We start from the raw sequence: 15,832 nt of genomic DNA, 5'->3' as shown, positions 1-15,832 counted from the left end.
TGCTACTCGGCCGCCACGCCCTTCACCTCGAGATAGCTTTCCATGGAATCGTCCAGAGCCTGCAGCCAGGGCGTATGATGGAGCGGCGACATGGTGCCGGTCATCAGCGAGCGGTAGGCGTTGTCGCGGAAGGTCATGATGTTTTCCATCTTGTGGTGCTCCCACTCCATGAAGGTGCGGTTGACCGCCTCGACGTCGAAGCCCGGATAGTCGGTCTGGTCCATCAGCTCCTTGGTGTAGTCGCCCTGGAACCAGATCATCTGCTCGGCGTCTTCGAGGGTCTCTTCCCGGGCACGCCACTTGGCGCTGTGCTCGGCCATCGCCTCGGCGGAGGGCAGCTTGATGCGGCCAAGCATCACGTCGCGCGCGTACCAGGCCTGCGCGTCGAACATGTTGAAGGTGTAGAACTGGTCCTGCATGCCGATGTAGAAAAGCTTCGGGTTCTTCTCCCAGACGACGCCTTCATAGAGATCGAGCGGCCACATCCGGTTGGCGGTCTTGAGCTTGAGGTCGTCGGTAAGGAAGGGGAAGGAATGCAGATAGCCGGTGCACAGGATGATGGCATCGACGTCCTTGGTCGTGCCGTCCTTGAAATGCGCCGTCTTGCCGACGACCTTCTGCAGCAGCGGCACCTCCTTCCAGTTCTCCGGCCATTTGAAACCCATCGGCTTGGAGCGGTAGCTGGAGGTGATCGATTTGGCGCCGTATTTGTAGCATTGCGAACCGATATCCTCGGCCGAATAGGAACGCCCGATGATCAAGATGTCCTTGCCCTTGAATTCCATGGCGTCGCGGAAATCGTGGCTGTGCAGGATGCGGCCGTTGAAGGTGGGAAAACCTTCGAAGAACGGCACGTTGGGCACCGAGAAATGGCCTGAAGCGACCACGACGTTGTCGAATTCCTCCGAGTAGGTCACGTCGTTGGTGCGATCATGTGCGGTGACGGTGAACTTCTCGGTCTCGTCGGAATAGGTCACCATGCGCACCGGGCTGTTGAAGCGCACCCATTCGCGCAGGCCGGATTTCTCGACGCGGCCCTTGATGTAGTCCCACAGCACGGCCCGCGGCGGATAGGAAGCGATCGGCCGGCCAAAATGTTCCTCGAAGGTGTAGTCGGCGAATTCGAGGCATTCCTTTGGGCCGTTCGACCAGAGATAGCGGTACATCGAGCCGTGCACCGGGTCGCCATGCTCGTCGAGGCCGGTGCGCCAGGTGTAGTTCCATAGGCCTCCCCAGTCGCTCTGCTTCTCGAAGCAGACGATTTCCGGGATCTCGGCGCCCTTGTCGGCGGCCGACTTGAAGGCCCTTAGCTGGGCCAGGCCTGACGGTCCGGCTCCGATGACGGCGACACGAGATTTCATTGCGGGCCTCCTCCTTTTGATTTCGACTTTTTTCTTGACGCAATTCCGGGCGGAAAACCGTTCGACACTTTTCCTGGAATTGCTCCCACGAAACAAATTTCACTGACAGTGACAGTAATTGGGTCTTTGGTGCTGTCAACAAACATCTGCGGCGGCGGCGTTTGCGTGAAACGGTTTTTGCGCACAAAGGCGGCGGCGTCACGTTGAAGCAGGCGCGCCCTGCAACCGCCAGCGGCTTGCTGTCGCGGTTGCGCTCTTGTATCGCCACCGAATATGTTCACCTTGAGTGAAATAAATCCGCGAGAGTCGGGGGCGACATGGCGAACAAGAATTCCGGCACCAGGTCCACCGATGCGGCAGCGAAGGGCAAGGCACCGCTAAAGCGCGTTTCGGCGGCCGGGCGCACGATACGCGCGCCGCTGACGCAAAATCCGCACGCCATCCGCGACACGCGCGAGAAAGTGCTGGAAGTGGCGATCGGCCATGAGGTGCGCGCGTTCCGCAAAAAGCTCGGCATCACCGTCGCCGATCTCGCCACCGCCACCGACATTTCGCTCGGCATGCTGTCGAAGATCGAAAACGGCATCACCTCGCCATCGCTGACGACATTGCAGGCGCTGTCGCGGGCGCTGGGCGTTCCGGTGACCGCCTTCTTCCGGCGTTTCGAGGAAGAGCACAGCGCCGTCTTCGTCAAGGCCGGTGAAGGCGTCGATGTCGAGCGCCGCGGCACCCGCGCCGGCCACCAGTACAACCTGCTCGGACATATCGGCGCCAACACCAGCGGCGTCGTCGTCGAGCCCTACCTCATCACGCTGACCGAGAATTCGGACGTGTTCCCGACCTTCCAGCATGCGGGCATGGAGTTCCTCTACATGCTCGAAGGCGAGGTCGTTTACCGGCACGGCAACAACCTCTATCCGATGAAGCCGGGCGACAGCCTGTTCTTCGACGCCGATGCGCCGCATGGACCGGAAGAGCTGACGCGGCTTCCGATGCGGTATCTGTCGATCATCTGCTATCCGCAAAACAGCGCGGGGTGAGACGTTCTAGTTCCTCGCCCCACGAAAGTGGGGAGAGGTGGCTCGGCGAAGCCGAGACGGAGAGGGGAGCGCCATACGAAGGCCCCCTCTCCGTCCGCTTCGCGGACACCTCTCCCCCGCCTTGCGGGGGCGAGGAACCAGTCTTCAATCCGGCCCGAATCCTGGTGACGTCGGGCTGCCGTCGTCGAGCTTCGACAGCCATTCCACCAGCGTCGGCCTATATCGGGTCAGGCCCTTATAGGTAGCGAGCTCTTCCGGCAGGTCGCGGATGACGCGGTGCAGGCGCCGCGCCCATTTCGGCTGCGTGACCAGCTCATCCATCTTGATCAGATAGCAACGGATCGGGAAGACGATGGCGTTTGAACGCGGCAGCCGCCAGAAGCTTTGCAGCTCGACGCGCAGATGCACCTTCTGGCCGACATTTTCGGGCGTGACCGTGGCGCGGTCCGGGCCCCATTTGTGATAATTCTCGGGACTGGTGTCGAGGCGCGGATTGATGGTCATCGTCCAGTTGAGACGCCTTGCCGGCTTGCCCTGCTGGATGTTGGTGAGGAACTTCAGCGCGCGGGTGAAAATGCCCTTCTCATGCGCCAGCGGCACCGGCGCGTGCCATTCGAAGAAGTTCATGCCGATGTCGAAGTCGAGCGACCAGTCGGCCTGGGTGGTGACCATGCCGGCATCCATCCACAGATTGCCGTCGCGCTGGTCGAGAATGCAGAAATCGCCCTGGCTCTGGCGGGTGATGTACTCCATCGGCCCGTAGGGCAGCGTCGAGGTGTCGCCGAAGGTGAAGGTGTCGTCGATGCCGAGCGGCCGGTTGATCCAGCGCCAGCGATCGCCGTTTCGCTCCAGTGTGAAATGCTCGGGATAGCCGAGCGCCTGCTGCTCCATCAGAAGCTCGAGCAGGTCCCAGCCCGCGAGCGTCATATGCGGCAGCGACTGGCAGCGCAGCGGATCCTCGGCCAGAACAAGCGCGCGGTCTTGCATCTCGGCGACATAGTGCTCGTCGACGTCGATCAGGTTCTCGAGCACGCTGCCCTTGGGCCCGACGACATGCGGCTCGATGTTGACCGCATACATGTAGGCATCTTCGTTGAACGGGAAGGGAAAGCGCCTGATGTGCTCCGGGCTGTTCCTGAAGGTGAAATCGTCGCGAAACGTTTCCTTGCGAAAGGTGATGCCCATTGACGCCTCCTATCTTTCCAGGACCAGCGACTTGCCCTCGAAACGCGAGACGCAAGGCATGATCTTGCAGCCGGAACGGTGGTCTTCCTCGCTCAGCCAGTGATCGTTGTGGATGAACTTGCCGTCGGAGGAAATCACATTGGTCTCGCACTGGCCGCAAACGCCGCCGCGGCAGAGATAAGGCGGGTCGACGCCGGCGGCTTCGATCGCCTCGAGCAGGCTCTGCTGCTCGCCGACGCGAATCGTCTTGCCGCTGACGGCCAAGGTCACGTCGAACGGCGCGCCAGGCTGCGGGGCCGCGAAATGCTCGAAATGCACGGTCTCCGGCGGCCATCCGAGGCTAGCCGCGCGATCGCGCACCCAGTTGATCATGCCGGCCGGGCCGCAGACATAGAGATGCGTGCCGAGCGGCTGCGAGGACAAGAGCCGATCGAGGTCGATGCGCTCCTCGCGGTCGTCGTGATAGAGCCTGACCCGGTTGCCATAGCGCTGCTGCAGCACATCGGCATAGGTGCCCAGCGAAGCGGTGCGGCAAGTGTAATGCAATTCGAAATTGCCGCCGGCGCCCGCCAGCTGCGACGTCTGCGCCATGAACGGCGTGATGCCGATGCCGCCGGCCAGCATCAGGTGCTTCTTCGCCCGCAGATCCAGCGAGAACAGATTGACCGGATAGCTGATCACCATCTCCAGCCCGGGCTTGACCTGCCGGTGCATGAACAGCGAGCCGCCGCGGCCGGCATCGTCTCGGCGCACCGAGATCGTGTATTCGCGCGTGTCAAGCGGCGAGCCCATCAGCGAATAGGGGTTGAGCCTGGTGCGGTCGCCGTCACGCATCTCGACCACGACATGGGCGCCGCCGGAAAAAGTCGGCAGCAGCTCGCCGTCGCGACGGCGGAAATGGAAACGGGTCACGAGATCGTTGACCGGGACGACGTGGCTGACGACGACGTCGAGCTTGGTGGTGCCGGTGCTCATCGGAAGACCTCCTCGATCGGAGGACTCTCTGAGCGATCCTCGGCGTTGATGCACACGCCCTGGAACGCGGCGAGACGCCGCGAATAGTGATCGCGCACCAGAAGCAGCAGGCCGCAATGCGAGCAGAGCGCCGGCTGCGTCGTCACATTCTCGGTGATGCCCTTGCAGTGCACGCATTGCACGCGGCGCGCCAGCGAGCCGCGATGCTCGGTCTCGATCGAAGTATGGTCGATGCCGGCTTCGAGCGCCACCTGCATGGCCTGGCCGATCAGGCCTTCGGTGCCGGCAAGATAGAGGCGCAGCCCCATATGGGCGTTGGTCAGCGTCTGCTTGAGCCGCGGCAGGAGGCTGGCAAAGGAAGGCGCAATATGGAGTAGCGCGGGCTTCAGCGCTTCGAGAGAAGCCACGTGCTTGCCCTCAGGCCCCGGAATAAAGACGATTTCCGCGCCGTCGAAAAAGCCGGACGGCGCCTTGCCGGCCATGTTGGTTATCGCGAGCGCGCCTTCCGCGTCGGCGATGAAGAGATGATGCTTGCCGGGCTGCGGAGAGAGCGTTCCGTAAACGGGCCGGCTGATGATCGTCTTGGCTGCCATTCTTCCTTAGATCAGTTGGAGGATAGTCTTTTCCGAAAACCGGTTCCCACTTTTCGGGATCGTGCTCTAGTGCCTTAAAACCCCTCCCCGCTGATGATGCCTCAACCCTTGGCGGTGCGCTTGGTCTTCTTCGGATCGTCAAACGGCAAGGGCTGCGCCGTCGCTTTGATGGAGCCGCTCCGGTTGCGAATCTCGAGCCTGGTGTCCTTGACCGCGCAGTCGACGTCGAGACGGGCGATGCCCATCGACTTCTCGACCAGCGGCGAATACATGGCACAGGTCACCACGCCGACCTTTTTGCCGTCGCGGTAGACGGGCGCGCCCTCGTCCGCCGGCTCCTTGCCGTCGAGCAGCACGCCATAGATCTTGAAGCGTTCCTTGCCCTTCAGCCGATAATGCTCTTCGGCGCCGCGGAAGCCGGTCTTGCCGGGACTGACAGTGAAATCGAGGCCAAGCTCCCACAGCGTGTCGCCGGGACCTTCGTTCTCGAATGGATATTTCTGCGAATTGTCGTAGGGGTAGAAGAGCAGGTAGCTCTCGACGCGCAGCATGTCGAGCGTGGTGAAGCGGCACGGAATGATGCCGGCGCTCTTGCCCTCCTCGAGGATCCTGTCCCAGATCGTGCCGGCATCCTGGCCGCGACAGAAGATCTCGTAGCCGCGCTCGCCGGTGTAGCCGGTGCGCGAGATCATCACCGGAAAGCCGAAGAGCTGCGTCTGCATGTGATGGAAATAGTTGAGGTCGCGAATGCCCGGCACATGCTTGGCGAGATAGTCGACCGCGGTCGGGCCTTGCAGCGACAGGTCGTGCAGATTGTCATCGAAGCGCAGCGAGACATCGCGGCCCATGGCCGCCCGCTGCAGCTCCTCATGGCCGGTGCCGGAGCCGTGCACGACCATCCACGAGTTCGGGCTGATGCGGTAGAGGATGCAGTCGTCGGTGAATTTGCCGGCCTCGTTCAGCATGCAGGCATAGGCCGACTTGCCGGGATAGATCTTTTCGACGTCGCGCGTCGTGGCGAGGTCGATGAGATGCGAGGCGTGCGGCCCGGTGATATGAACCTTCTTCAGGCCGGAGACGTCCATCAGCCCGGCCTTGGTGCGGATCGCGACATATTCCTCGTCGGCGTCCTTGTCGTAGGTCCAGGCGGTGCCCATGCCGCTCCAGTCCTCGAGTTTCGAGCCGAGCGCGCGATGGCGATCCGCCAGGGTCGAGAATCTCCAGGATGCCGTCATCCGATCGTCCTCCGTGCGATTTAAGTCGTTGCTGTTCCCTGCTCCTGCTTGGTGGCGGAGCTTGGTCGAATATTGACCGCAAACGGCGAAGCCCTGCAATCCCCTTGAAGCAAATAATTTCATTGTCAGGCAAATTTCCTGCCCAGTGACAAACGGTTTACGATGCGTAAATCCGGCTTGACAATTTCGGGAATCGAGCGGAATTTATGAAAAAAATTTCACTCTGTTGAAAGAGTGGACGCCCGGTCTGTTGTGTGGCCGGACGTCACCAGAAGGGGAAAACCGATGTCCGACATGCAGCAGCGCATCGAAGCGCTGTACCGTTCCGACGTGCGTGGGTCCGTGCTCCTGATCGTGTGCCTATGGGCAACGATCCTCTTCGTCCTCCTGATGACATGGCCATACATTCCGCATAGCGGCATCAAGCTCGTGGTGGCGGTTGCAGCCGCCGCGGTGCTGATCTTCAACACCGCCGCGATCCTCGCCATGCTCAACCACTACAAGGAAGACAAGGACTTCATCTACGGGCTCGACATCAAGAACGCCGACGCCGCCCGCAACCGCCAATCGTGAAGGGAGAAACCATGGCTCGCTATACCCCGCCGGAGCAGAGCAAGGCCGGACAGATCCTCGACATCGCGGTCGTGGTGGTCGCAATCTTCGTGGCGCTCTGGCTGCCGCTGAAACTCGGCTTTGCCGGGGCGGCGAAGTCGATCGACCCGCTCGATGCCAAGACCTGGGACGCGCTCGGCCAGAACGCGACCATGGCCTCGATCTGGGAGAAGCTGGGCTACACGCCGGAGACGGCGCACGACATCATCCAGAACCGCTTCCACTACATCATCGACTGGCCGACGCTGATCATCATGGCGATCGTCCTGATCGCGTATTTCGTCTTCCTGTTCCGCGCCTCCGATAAGGAATATCGCGAGGTCATCAACGAGAAGTTCGACGACAAATAGACTTCGACGACAAAGAGACTTTCGACGACAAAGAGACCGGGGAAGACATCATGTGGATGGGACTGTCTTACGTTTGCTGGGGCATCTCGGTCGTGCTTGCGGCGTGGATGCTCTACGACTGGTTCAAGGTCGATACGACCTATTCCGAGGAGACTTTGACGTCTTCCCGTGAAGGCGAGCTTGAAGCCGTTTCCGAAAAACACCGGATCTGAGTGGGGACTGACATGACGGCTGCGGTTGAAACGGCACAAACGACGACAATCCACGGCGACAGGGTCTCGCTGCTTCGGGTGCTCGGCCCGGCGCATGTGTGGGCGCTGGGCGTCGGCATCGTGCTGGTCGGCGAGTTCACCGGCTGGAATTTCTCCGCCGACAAGGGCGGCGCGCTCGCCGCGCTGATCGTCTGCTGGGTCGTCGGACTGCTCTACACCTCGGTTGCCATGATCGATTCGGAGGTGACGTCCACCGTCGCCGCCGCCGGCGGCCAGTATGCTCAGGCCAAGCATATCGTCGGGCCGCTGATGGCCTTCAACGTCGCACTGTTCCTGGTGTTCGCCTACACCATGCTGGAAGTGTCGGACGCGATCCTGCTCGGCGACACCATCGTCGCCAAGGCCGGCGTCGAGGGGCTGACGCACAACTCCTTCATCGCCGCCACCATCGTCGTGCTCGCCTGGCTCAACTATCGCGGCGTGCTGATGACGCTCAACGTCAACTTCGTCATCACCGCGATCGCCTATGTCTCGATCGTCATCCTGTTCTTCTCCGTCAGCCCTTGGACGCAAGGCGCGGTGCTGAAGCTCAACGAGCTGGTCACCCCCGGCAACGCCCTGCCCTATGGCTGGATCGGCGTCATTGCCGCCTTCCAATTCGGCATCTGGTATTATCTCGGCATAGAGGGCACGACGCAGGCAGCCGAGGAAGTGCGCTCGCCGGCGCGCTCGCTGCCTTACGGCACCATGGCCGGCATGATCACGCTTCTGATCGCCGCCGCGATGACCTGGTATGTCTGCGCCTCGCTGATGCCCTGGGAATATCTCGGCATCACCTATTATCCGCTGTGGGACGCCGGCAAGCTGACGGGCAGCCCGCTGCTGGAAAACCTGCTCTTCATCGCGACGCTGCTGGCAGCGCTCGCCTCGGCCAATGGCTGCATCAACGACGCGGCGCGCGCCTGGTTCTCGCTCGGCCGCGACCGCTACCTGCCGAGCTGGTTCTCGGCAGTGCATCCGAAATATCGCACGCCCTATCGCTCGATCCTCTTCCTGCTGCCGATCGCGCTGGCCTTCGCCTTCATCGCTGATCTCAACCAGGCGATCACCTTCTCGATCCTGTCGGGCGTGCTGCAATACACCTTCATGAGCATCAACATCATGATGTTCCGCAAGAAGTGGCCGCTGGGTTCGATCCGCCGCGGCTACACGCACCCCTTCCACCCACTGCCGGCGATCGTGCTGTTCTGCCTGTGCATGGTGACTTTCTTCGCCATCTTCCTCGGCTTCGGCTCTCAGTTGATCGCGATGACCGTATTCTATTTCCTGATCTCGCTATGGTTCCACTTCTACCGCTACAAGTTCGTGCGGCGCGGCGACCAGTTCTCCATGCCGTGGCCGAAGCCGCAGGGTTATTGAGTGGAGTAAGGGCCCGCCGTTCGATGGCGGGCCGTGGCGTATCGAAATGTCCGAGCTGACGTCAGTATTGCTTACCGGGGCGATCTCACTGGGCGTCGCCGCTCATATTGTCTGGCTGGCGCGCGCCGGCCGCAACAGGGCGAAGACGGCCTTGGCCGCCGATATGGCGAGCGTCCGCAGCGTCGTTGCGGACGCCGCCGACATTTCCGACGGCACGGCCGGTGTCGTCACCTGGGCCGGTTCCTGGAATGGTCAGCGCGTTCAGCTGCGGACCATCGTCGACACGCTGGCGACGCGAAAGCTGCCGACGCGCTGGCTCAGCGTTTCGATCACCGAGCCGGTTGCGGTGCCGGGCACGTTCGACATGATGATGCGGCCGAATTCGGCGACGACATTCTCCAATTTCGACCATCTGCCGCACACGCTGCCGAAGGTGCTCGGCCTTCCCGTCGACGCGGCGCTCAGGACGGACCGCAGAGGCGTCGCCTTCCCGCAGGATCTGATCGCCGCGCATACAGACATCTTTGCCGAAAGCCGCGCCAAGGAATTGCTGATAACGCCGAAGGGCGTGCGCATCGTCTGGCTGCTGGCCGAGGCCGAGCGCGCTCGCTACGGCGTGTTCCGGCAGGCGGCGTTCGGCGATGCCGGGATCGATCCGGCCTTGATCGAACGGCTGCTCGAGGCAGCCTCGACGCTTCGCCAAGCCATCAACCGGCGCGAAAGGCGGGCCGCATGAGCGACGAAGCCGCCACCCCTGCTCCCGCGAATCCCTATCTCGTGCTCGGCGCCGCGATCGTCTTGCCGGCAAGCGGCCATGTCATGCTCGGCGTGCCGGCGCGCGGTCTGCAATTCCTGTTCTTCATGGTGATCCTTGGCTGGATAACCACCAAGCTGGCGCCGGTCGACGCCGGCTTCATCGGCCGCCATGCCGGGGGTTTCCTGATCTATGCCCTCTCGATCCTCGACGCCTATAGGATCGCGCGCATCCGCCATGCGATCTGGGTTCACAAGGCGCGTCCGGGCGGCGATAGTGCCGAGGGCAATGCGCCGTCTAATATGTAATCACAGGAAAATTTTTTTCATACCAATTGAATTCGGCTTACTCATTGGGTACATCATCTGAGAGCCAAAAAACGTTGGAGGCTGGCATGTGCGGAATCGTCGGACTTTTCTTGAAAGACAAGGCGCTGGAGCCGAAGCTCGGCGCCATGCTGTCGGAGATGCTGGTGTCGCTCAGCGACCGCGGCCCGGACAGTGCCGGCATCGCCATCTATGGCGCAGCCACCGGCAATGAAGCCAAGATCACCGTGCAGTCGCCGAAGCCCGATCGCGATTTCCGCGGCCTCGACGCCGAGCTCGCCAAGGCGATCAGCGCGCCGGTCAGCGTCGCGGTCAAGTCCACGCATGCGGTGATCCGGACCACGCCGGACAAGGTCGACGCCGCGCGCGAGGCGCTGCAGACGCTCCGGCCCGACATCCGCATCATGGGCGCCGGCGAGGCGGTGGAGATCTACAAGGAAGTCGGCCTGCCCGAAGCCGTCGTCGACCGCTTCGGCGTACGCGCGATGACCGGCACGCACGGCATCGGCCACACCCGCATGGCGACGGAATCGGCGGTGACGACGATGGGCGCGCATCCTTTCTCGACCGGCGCCGACCAGTGCCTGGTGCATAACGGCTCGCTCTCCAACCACAACAATGTGCGGCGCGAGCTGATCCGCGACGGCATGACCTTCGAGACCGAGAACGACACCGAGGTGGCAGCTGCCTATCTCTCCAACCGGATGGCGCATGGCAAGAATCTCGGCGAGGCGCTGGAAGGCACGCTCTCCGACCTCGACGGCTTCTTCACCTTCGTCGTCGGCACCAAGAACGGCTTCGGCGTGGTGCGCGATCCGATCGCCTGCAAGCCGGCCGTGATGGCCGAGACCGACCAGTATGTCGCCTTCGGCTCCGAATATCGTGCGCTGACCAAGCTTCCCGGCATCGACAATGCGCGGGTCTGGGAGCCCGAGCCCGCAACCGTTTATTTCTGGGAGCATTGAGCTCATGCCGGCAACCCCAATGTCGAAGGCCGAGCGCGAGCCAGGCCATGCCCACAGTCAGGCATCACGCGTCTTTGACCTGTCCGTGCATTCGCTGCGCGAGTTGAACCAGGCGCTGCACCAGCTCACGCCCGGCTCGAACGAGACCGCCTGGGAAGTGCTCAACCCCAAGGGCAGCCATTCGGTGGCGGTCGGCGTCGATCAGCCGGTCACCATCGATGTGCGCGGCAGCGTCGGCTATTACTGCGCCGGCATGAATGACGGCGCGGCGATCACCGTGCACGGCTCGGCCGGCCCCGGCGTCGGCGAGAACATGATGTCGGGCTCGATCGTCATCAAGGGCGACGCCAGCCAGTATGCCGGCGCCACCGGCCGCGGCGGCTTGCTGGTCATCGAAGGCAATGCCTCGTCGCGCTGCGGCATTTCGATGAAAGGCATCGACATCGTCGTGCACGGCAATATCGGCCACATGTCGGCCTTCATGGCGCAGTCCGGCAACCTCGTGGTGCTGGGCGACGCCGGCGACGCGCTGGGCGATTCCATCTACGAGGCGCGGCTCTTCGTGCGCGGCAAGGTGGAGAGCCTCGGCGCCGACTGCATCGCCAAGGAGATGCGGCCCGAGCATATCGAATTGCTGCAGGCCCTGCTCGACAAGGCCGGCGTGACCGGCGTCAAGGCCTCGGAGTTCAAGCGCTACGGCTCGGCCCGCAAACTCTACAATTTCAACATCGATAACGCCGACGCGTATTGAGGCAAGATGACCTACCGCAACCCGCCGACGACGCCGCGCAAATCCGCGACCTTCGACGATTACACGCTTTCCGAAATCCGCCGCGCGGCCGCGACCGGCATCTATGACATCCGCGGCGCCGGCGCCAAGCGCAAGCTGCCGCATTTCGACGACCTGCTGTTCCTCGGCGCCTCGATCTCGCGCTATCCGCTCGAAGGCTATCGCGAGCGCTGCGACACCTCGGTAGTGCTCGGCTCGCGCCACGCCAGGAAGCCGATCGAGCTTAAGATCCCGATCACCATTGCCGGCATGAGCTTTGGCTCGCTGTCCGGGCCGGCTAAGGAAGCCTTGGGGCGCGGCGCCACGCTTTCCGGCACCTCGACCACCACCGGTGACGGCGGCATGACCGAGGAAGAACGCGGGCATTCCAAGACGCTGGTCTATCAGTACCTGCCCTCGCGCTACGGCATGAACCCGCGCGACCTGCGCCGCGCCGACGCCATCGAAGTGGTCGTCGGCCAGGGCGCCAAGCCGGGCGGCGGCGGCATGCTGCTCGGACAGAAGATCTCCGACCGCGTCGCCGAGATGCGCACGCTGCCCAAGGGCATCGACCAGCGCTCGGCTTCGCGCCACCCCGACTGGACCGGACCGGACGATCTCGAGATCAAGATCCTCGAGCTGCGCGAGATCACCGACTGGGAAAAGCCGATCTACGTCAAGGTCGGCGGGGCGCGGCCCTACTACGACACTGCGCTCGCGGTGAAGGCCGGCGCCGATGTCGTCGTGGTCGACGGCATGCAGGGCGGCACCGCTGCCACCCAGGAAGTGTTCATCGAGAATGTCGGCCAGCCGACGCTTGCCTGCATCCGGCCGGCGGTACAGGCGCTGCAAGACCTCGGCATGCATCGCAAGGTGCAGCTCATCGTCTCGGGCGGCATCCGCAACGGCGCCGATGTCGCCAAGGCGCTGGCGCTGGGCGTCGACGCCGTCTCGATCGGCACGGCGGCACTGGTCGCGCTGGGTGACAACGATCCCCGCTGGGAGGCGGAGTACAGTGCGCTCGGCACAACGGCCGGCGCCTATGACGACTGGCACGAGGGCCGCGACCCCGCCGGCATCACCACGCAGGACCCCGAATTGATGAAGCGGGTCGACCCGATCGCGGCCGGACGGCGGCTGGCGAACTACCTCAAGGTGATGACGCTGGAAGCCCAGACCATCGCACGCGCCTGCGGCAAGAACAGCCTGCACAATCTCGAGCCCGAGGATCTCGTCGCGCTCTCGATCGAAGCCGCCGCCATGGCCGGCGTGCCTTTGGCCGGCACCAACTGGATACCGGGAAAGAACGGCTTCTAGGACAAACTTCCAAGATACATAAGCGAGGAACTACATAATGGGGAACGATCTCGCCGCATTCGCCAAGGAGAACGGCGTCAAATATTTCATGATCTCCTACACCGACCTGTTCAGCGGGCAGCGTGCCAAGCTGGTGCCGGCGCAGGCGATCGCCGACATGGAGAAGGACGGTGCAGGATTTGCCGGCTTCGCCACATGGCTCGACCTGACGCCGGCGCATCCCGACATGCTGGCGGTGCCGGATCCGGCTTCGGTCATCCAACTGCCGTGGAAGAAGGACGTCGCCTGGGTAGCCGCCAACTGCATCATGGACGACAAGGAGGTGAACCAGGCGCCGCGCAACACGCTGAAGCGGCTGATCGACGAAGCCGCCCGCGACGGCATGCATGTCAAGACCGGCGTCGAGGCCGAGTTCTTCCTGATCTCGCCTGATGGCAAGGCGATCTCCGACGAATACGATACAGCCTCGAAACCCTGCTACGACCAGCAGGCGGTGATGCGGCGCTACGACGTCATCGCCGAGATCTGCGACCACATGCTGGCGTTGGGCTGGGGCCCGTACCAGAACGACCATGAGGACGCCAACGGCCAGTTCGAGATGAACTGGACCTTCGATCACGCGCTGGCGACCGCCGACAAGCACTCCTTCTTCAAGTTCATGGTCAAGTCGATCGCCGAAAAGCATGGCCTGCGGGCGACGTTCATGCCCAAGCCCTTCCAAGGCCTGACCGGCAATGGCTGCCATGCGCACATCTCGGTGTGGGACGAGACCGGCAAGACCAATGTCTTTGCCGACAATTCGGAAGAGCTCGGCCTGTCCGCCAAGGGCAGGAACTTCCTCGGCGGCATCATGAAGCATGCCTCGGCACTTGCCGCTATCACCAATCCGACGGTCAATTCCTACAAGCGCATCAATGCGCCGCGCACCATTTCGGGCGCGACCTGGGCGCCGAACACGGTGACCTGGACCGGCAACAACCGCACGCACATGGTGCGCGTACCGGGACCCGGCCGCTTCGAATTGCGCCTGCCGGACGGCGCCGCCAATCCCTACCTCCTGCAGGCCGTCATCATCGCCGCCGGCCTCGACGGCATCCGCTCGAAGGCCGATCCCGGCAAGCGCTACGACATCGACATGTACCAGCTCGGCCACACGGTGACGGATGCGCCGAAACTGCCGCTCAACCTGCTCGACGCGCTGCGCGAGTTCGACAAGGACAAATCGTTGAAGGCGGCGCTGGGTGAGGAATTCTCGTCGGCATATCTAAAGCTGAAGCAGCAGGAATGGAATTCCTATGCTTCCCACTTCACGCAGTGGGAGCGCGACCACACGCTGGATATTTGACCGTCCTTTAGTGGAGCATGATGTCGTCCGAAAACCGCTTCACACTTTTCGGCATCATGCTCTAGCGGTACGAGCGACCTCGGAATGAACTGATGAAATATTCGATCTTCTCGCTCGCCCGCGCCGCTCTTTCCGGCCACAAGAACTGGCAGCCGACCTGGCGCGATGCTGCGCCCAAGGACCGCTATGACGTGATCATCATCGGCGGCGGCGGCCACGGTCTCGCCACCGCCTGGTTTCTCGCCAGCGAGTTCGGTATCCGCAATGTCGCGGTGCTGGAAAAAGGGTGGATCGGCTCCGGCAATGCCGGCCGCAACACCACCATCATCCGCTCCAATTACGGCCTTCCCGGCAACACCGGCTTCTACGAATTGTCGATGAAGCTGTGGGAGCGGATGGAGCAGGACCTCAACTATAACGCGATGGTCAGCCAGCGCGGCGTGCTCAACCTCTATCACTCCGACGCGCAGCGCGATGCTTTCGCCCGGCGCGGCAACACCATGCGCATCAACGGCATCGATGCGGAACTGCTCGACCAGGCGGCGCTGCGCAAAATGCTGCCGTTCCTGAATTTCGACAATGCGCGTTTCCCCGTGCAAGGCGGACTGCTGCAGCGGCGCGGCGGCACGGCGCGGCATGACGCCGTGGTGTGGGGCTACGCGCATGCGGCGAGCGAACTCGGCGTCGACATCATCCAGAATTGCGAGGTTACCGGCTTCACGCGCGACGCCAACGGCAAGGTGACCGGCGTCGAGACATCGCGCGGCAAGATCGGCGCCGGCAAGGTCGGCATGGCAGTGGCCGGCTCCTCGTCACGGGTCGCGGCTATGGCAGGTCTTCGCCTGCCGATCGAAAGCCATGTGCTGCAGGCCTTCGTCTCCGAAGCGATCAAGCCGCTGATCCCCGGGGTCATGACCTTCGGCGCCGGACACTTCTATGTCAGCCAGTCGGACAAGGGCGGGCTGGTCTTCGGCGGCGATATCGACGGCTACAATTCCTATGCCCAGCGCGGCAATCTGCCGGTCGTGGAGGATGTCTGCGAGGGCGGTATGGCGCTGATCCCGATGATCGGCCGCGTGCGGCTTTTGCGCCAGTGGGGTGGCATCATGGACATGTCGATGGACGGCTCGCCGATCATCGACAAGAGCCCGGTCGACGGCCTCTACATCAATGCCGGCTGGTGCTATGGCGGCTTCAAGGCGACGCCCGGCTCCGGTTTCGTCTTCGCCCATCTCATCGCCCGCGATCAATCGCACAAGGAAGCCGCGCTTTTCCGCCTCGACCGCTTCCAGCGCGGCGCCATGATCGACGAGAAGGGCCAGGGCGCCCAACCGAACCTGCATTAGGGATAGAGCATGATGTTATCCAAAAACC

17 protein-coding genes are annotated in these 15,832 nt (G+C 62.9%); 12 read left to right on the top strand and 5 right to left on the bottom strand.

What is annotated here, in order from left to right; all coding sequences use genetic code 11:
- Positions 1–2: 2 nt before the first annotated feature.
- Positions 3–1,361, bottom strand: coding sequence for an NAD(P)-binding domain-containing protein (locus LB515_RS07825; protein WP_140844220.1), 1,359 nt, complete (start codon positions 1,359–1,361; stop codon positions 3–5).
- A 317-nt stretch (positions 1,362–1,678) separates the two neighbouring features.
- Here LB515_RS07825 and LB515_RS07820 point away from each other — a divergent pair, with 317 nt between their 5' ends.
- The gene (locus tag LB515_RS07820; RefSeq protein WP_095768763.1) at positions 1,679–2,401 is read left to right on the top strand and encodes a helix-turn-helix domain-containing protein; all 723 of its coding nucleotides are present in this window, start codon (positions 1,679–1,681) and stop codon (positions 2,399–2,401) included.
- A 144-nt stretch (positions 2,402–2,545) separates the two neighbouring features.
- Here LB515_RS07820 and LB515_RS07815 read toward each other — a convergent pair whose 3' ends face one another.
- From LB515_RS07815 to LB515_RS07800, 4 genes are all read right to left on the bottom strand, one after another.
- Positions 2,546–3,586, bottom strand: coding sequence for a heme-dependent oxidative N-demethylase family protein (locus LB515_RS07815; RefSeq protein ID WP_224707350.1), 1,041 nt, complete (start codon positions 3,584–3,586; stop codon positions 2,546–2,548).
- Between the two features lie 9 nt (positions 3,587–3,595).
- Positions 3,596–4,561, bottom strand: a complete 966-nt coding sequence (locus tag LB515_RS07810; RefSeq protein ID WP_224707348.1) for a PDR/VanB family oxidoreductase — start codon at positions 4,559–4,561, stop codon at positions 3,596–3,598.
- Complete coding sequence (locus LB515_RS07805) at positions 4,558–5,154, bottom strand: dimethylamine monooxygenase subunit DmmA family protein (protein ID WP_224707347.1); 597 nt, start codon at positions 5,152–5,154, stop codon at positions 4,558–4,560. The genes LB515_RS07810 and LB515_RS07805 overlap by 4 nt, the downstream gene beginning before the upstream one ends.
- A gap of 101 nt (positions 5,155–5,255) precedes the next feature.
- Positions 5,256–6,389, bottom strand: coding sequence for an aminomethyltransferase family protein (locus LB515_RS07800; protein WP_224707346.1), 1,134 nt, complete (start codon positions 6,387–6,389; stop codon positions 5,256–5,258).
- Between the two features lie 285 nt (positions 6,390–6,674).
- Between LB515_RS07800 and LB515_RS07795 the strand changes: the two genes are divergently transcribed.
- The 11 genes from LB515_RS07795 (at position 6,675) to LB515_RS07745 (ending at position 15,804) form a co-directional block, all read left to right on the top strand.
- Positions 6,675–6,962, top strand: a complete 288-nt coding sequence (locus tag LB515_RS07795; RefSeq protein ID WP_095768768.1) for a hypothetical protein — start codon at positions 6,675–6,677, stop codon at positions 6,960–6,962.
- A gap of 11 nt (positions 6,963–6,973) precedes the next feature.
- Positions 6,974–7,351 carry a hypothetical protein gene (locus LB515_RS07790; protein WP_095768769.1) on the top strand — a complete coding sequence of 126 codons (378 nt, stop codon included), beginning with the start codon at positions 6,974–6,976 and terminating at the stop codon, positions 7,349–7,351.
- Positions 7,352–7,401: 50 nt separating this feature from the next.
- Positions 7,402–7,563 (top strand): hypothetical protein, encoded by a 162-nt coding sequence (locus tag LB515_RS07785; RefSeq protein ID WP_095768770.1) that lies wholly within the window; start codon positions 7,402–7,404, stop codon positions 7,561–7,563.
- A gap of 12 nt (positions 7,564–7,575) precedes the next feature.
- Complete coding sequence (locus tag LB515_RS07780) at positions 7,576–8,982, top strand: APC family permease (protein ID WP_095768771.1); 1,407 nt, start codon at positions 7,576–7,578, stop codon at positions 8,980–8,982.
- 46 nt (positions 8,983–9,028) lie between these two features.
- Positions 9,029–9,718, top strand: a complete 690-nt coding sequence (locus tag LB515_RS07775) for a hypothetical protein (protein WP_224707345.1) — start codon at positions 9,029–9,031, stop codon at positions 9,716–9,718.
- Positions 9,715–10,044 (top strand): hypothetical protein, encoded by a 330-nt coding sequence (locus LB515_RS07770; protein WP_224638546.1) that lies wholly within the window; start codon positions 9,715–9,717, stop codon positions 10,042–10,044. The genes LB515_RS07775 and LB515_RS07770 overlap by 4 nt, the downstream gene beginning before the upstream one ends.
- 86 nt (positions 10,045–10,130) lie before the next feature.
- Positions 10,131–11,027: a class II glutamine amidotransferase gene (locus LB515_RS07765; protein WP_140544186.1), complete on the top strand. Its 897-nt coding sequence runs from the start codon at positions 10,131–10,133 to the stop codon at positions 11,025–11,027.
- A gap of 4 nt (positions 11,028–11,031) precedes the next feature.
- Entirely contained in the window at positions 11,032–11,778 is a 747-nt protein-coding gene (locus LB515_RS07760; RefSeq protein ID WP_224707343.1) for a GXGXG domain-containing protein, read from the top strand.
- 6 nt (positions 11,779–11,784) lie between these two features.
- The gene (locus LB515_RS07755; RefSeq protein WP_140544190.1) at positions 11,785–13,113 is read left to right on the top strand and encodes an FMN-binding glutamate synthase family protein; all 1,329 of its coding nucleotides are present in this window, start codon (positions 11,785–11,787) and stop codon (positions 13,111–13,113) included.
- A gap of 37 nt (positions 13,114–13,150) precedes the next feature.
- Positions 13,151–14,458 carry a type III glutamate--ammonia ligase gene (gene glnT, locus LB515_RS07750; RefSeq protein ID WP_224707342.1) on the top strand — a complete coding sequence of 436 codons (1,308 nt, stop codon included), beginning with the start codon at positions 13,151–13,153 and terminating at the stop codon, positions 14,456–14,458.
- A 92-nt stretch (positions 14,459–14,550) separates the two neighbouring features.
- Positions 14,551–15,804: a sarcosine oxidase subunit beta family protein gene (locus LB515_RS07745; RefSeq protein WP_095768777.1), complete on the top strand. Its 1,254-nt coding sequence runs from the start codon at positions 14,551–14,553 to the stop codon at positions 15,802–15,804.
- Positions 15,805–15,832 lie beyond the last annotated feature (28 nt).

Origin of the sequence: Mesorhizobium sp. CA15 (genome assembly GCF_020165215.1) — a bacterium.
In the GTDB taxonomy this organism is placed as follows: Bacteria; Pseudomonadota; Alphaproteobacteria; order Rhizobiales; family Rhizobiaceae; genus Mesorhizobium.
The sequence above is the reverse complement of the archived record's forward strand: the minus strand, read 5'-3'. Positions and strand labels throughout refer to the sequence as shown.

Excerpts from the sequence above, each read along its gene's own strand:
- LB515_RS07825 (WP_140844220.1), bottom strand. The coding sequence starts at position 1,361 with ATGAAATCTCGTGTCGCCGTCATCGGAGCCGGACCGTCAGGCCTGGCC.
- LB515_RS07820 (WP_095768763.1), top strand. The coding sequence starts at position 1,679 with ATGGCGAACAAGAATTCCGGCACCAGGTCCACCGATGCGGCAGCGAAG.
- LB515_RS07815 (WP_224707350.1), bottom strand. The coding sequence starts at position 3,586 with ATGGGCATCACCTTTCGCAAGGAAACGTTTCGCGACGATTTCACCTTC.
- LB515_RS07810 (WP_224707348.1), bottom strand. The coding sequence starts at position 4,561 with ATGAGCACCGGCACCACCAAGCTCGACGTCGTCGTCAGCCACGTCGTC.
- LB515_RS07805 (WP_224707347.1), bottom strand. The coding sequence starts at position 5,154 with ATGGCAGCCAAGACGATCATCAGCCGGCCCGTTTACGGAACGCTCTCT.
- LB515_RS07800 (WP_224707346.1), bottom strand. The coding sequence starts at position 6,389 with ATGACGGCATCCTGGAGATTCTCGACCCTGGCGGATCGCCATCGCGCG.
- LB515_RS07795 (WP_095768768.1), top strand. The coding sequence starts at position 6,675 with ATGTCCGACATGCAGCAGCGCATCGAAGCGCTGTACCGTTCCGACGTG.
- LB515_RS07790 (WP_095768769.1), top strand. The coding sequence starts at position 6,974 with ATGGCTCGCTATACCCCGCCGGAGCAGAGCAAGGCCGGACAGATCCTC.
- LB515_RS07785 (WP_095768770.1), top strand. The coding sequence starts at position 7,402 with ATGTGGATGGGACTGTCTTACGTTTGCTGGGGCATCTCGGTCGTGCTT.
- LB515_RS07780 (WP_095768771.1), top strand. The coding sequence starts at position 7,576 with ATGACGGCTGCGGTTGAAACGGCACAAACGACGACAATCCACGGCGAC.
- LB515_RS07775 (WP_224707345.1), top strand. The coding sequence starts at position 9,029 with ATGTCCGAGCTGACGTCAGTATTGCTTACCGGGGCGATCTCACTGGGC.
- LB515_RS07770 (WP_224638546.1), top strand. The coding sequence starts at position 9,715 with ATGAGCGACGAAGCCGCCACCCCTGCTCCCGCGAATCCCTATCTCGTG.
- LB515_RS07765 (WP_140544186.1), top strand. The coding sequence starts at position 10,131 with ATGTGCGGAATCGTCGGACTTTTCTTGAAAGACAAGGCGCTGGAGCCG.
- LB515_RS07760 (WP_224707343.1), top strand. The coding sequence starts at position 11,032 with ATGCCGGCAACCCCAATGTCGAAGGCCGAGCGCGAGCCAGGCCATGCC.
- LB515_RS07755 (WP_140544190.1), top strand. The coding sequence starts at position 11,785 with ATGACCTACCGCAACCCGCCGACGACGCCGCGCAAATCCGCGACCTTC.
- glnT (WP_224707342.1), top strand. The coding sequence starts at position 13,151 with ATGGGGAACGATCTCGCCGCATTCGCCAAGGAGAACGGCGTCAAATAT.
- LB515_RS07745 (WP_095768777.1), top strand. The coding sequence starts at position 14,551 with ATGAAATATTCGATCTTCTCGCTCGCCCGCGCCGCTCTTTCCGGCCAC.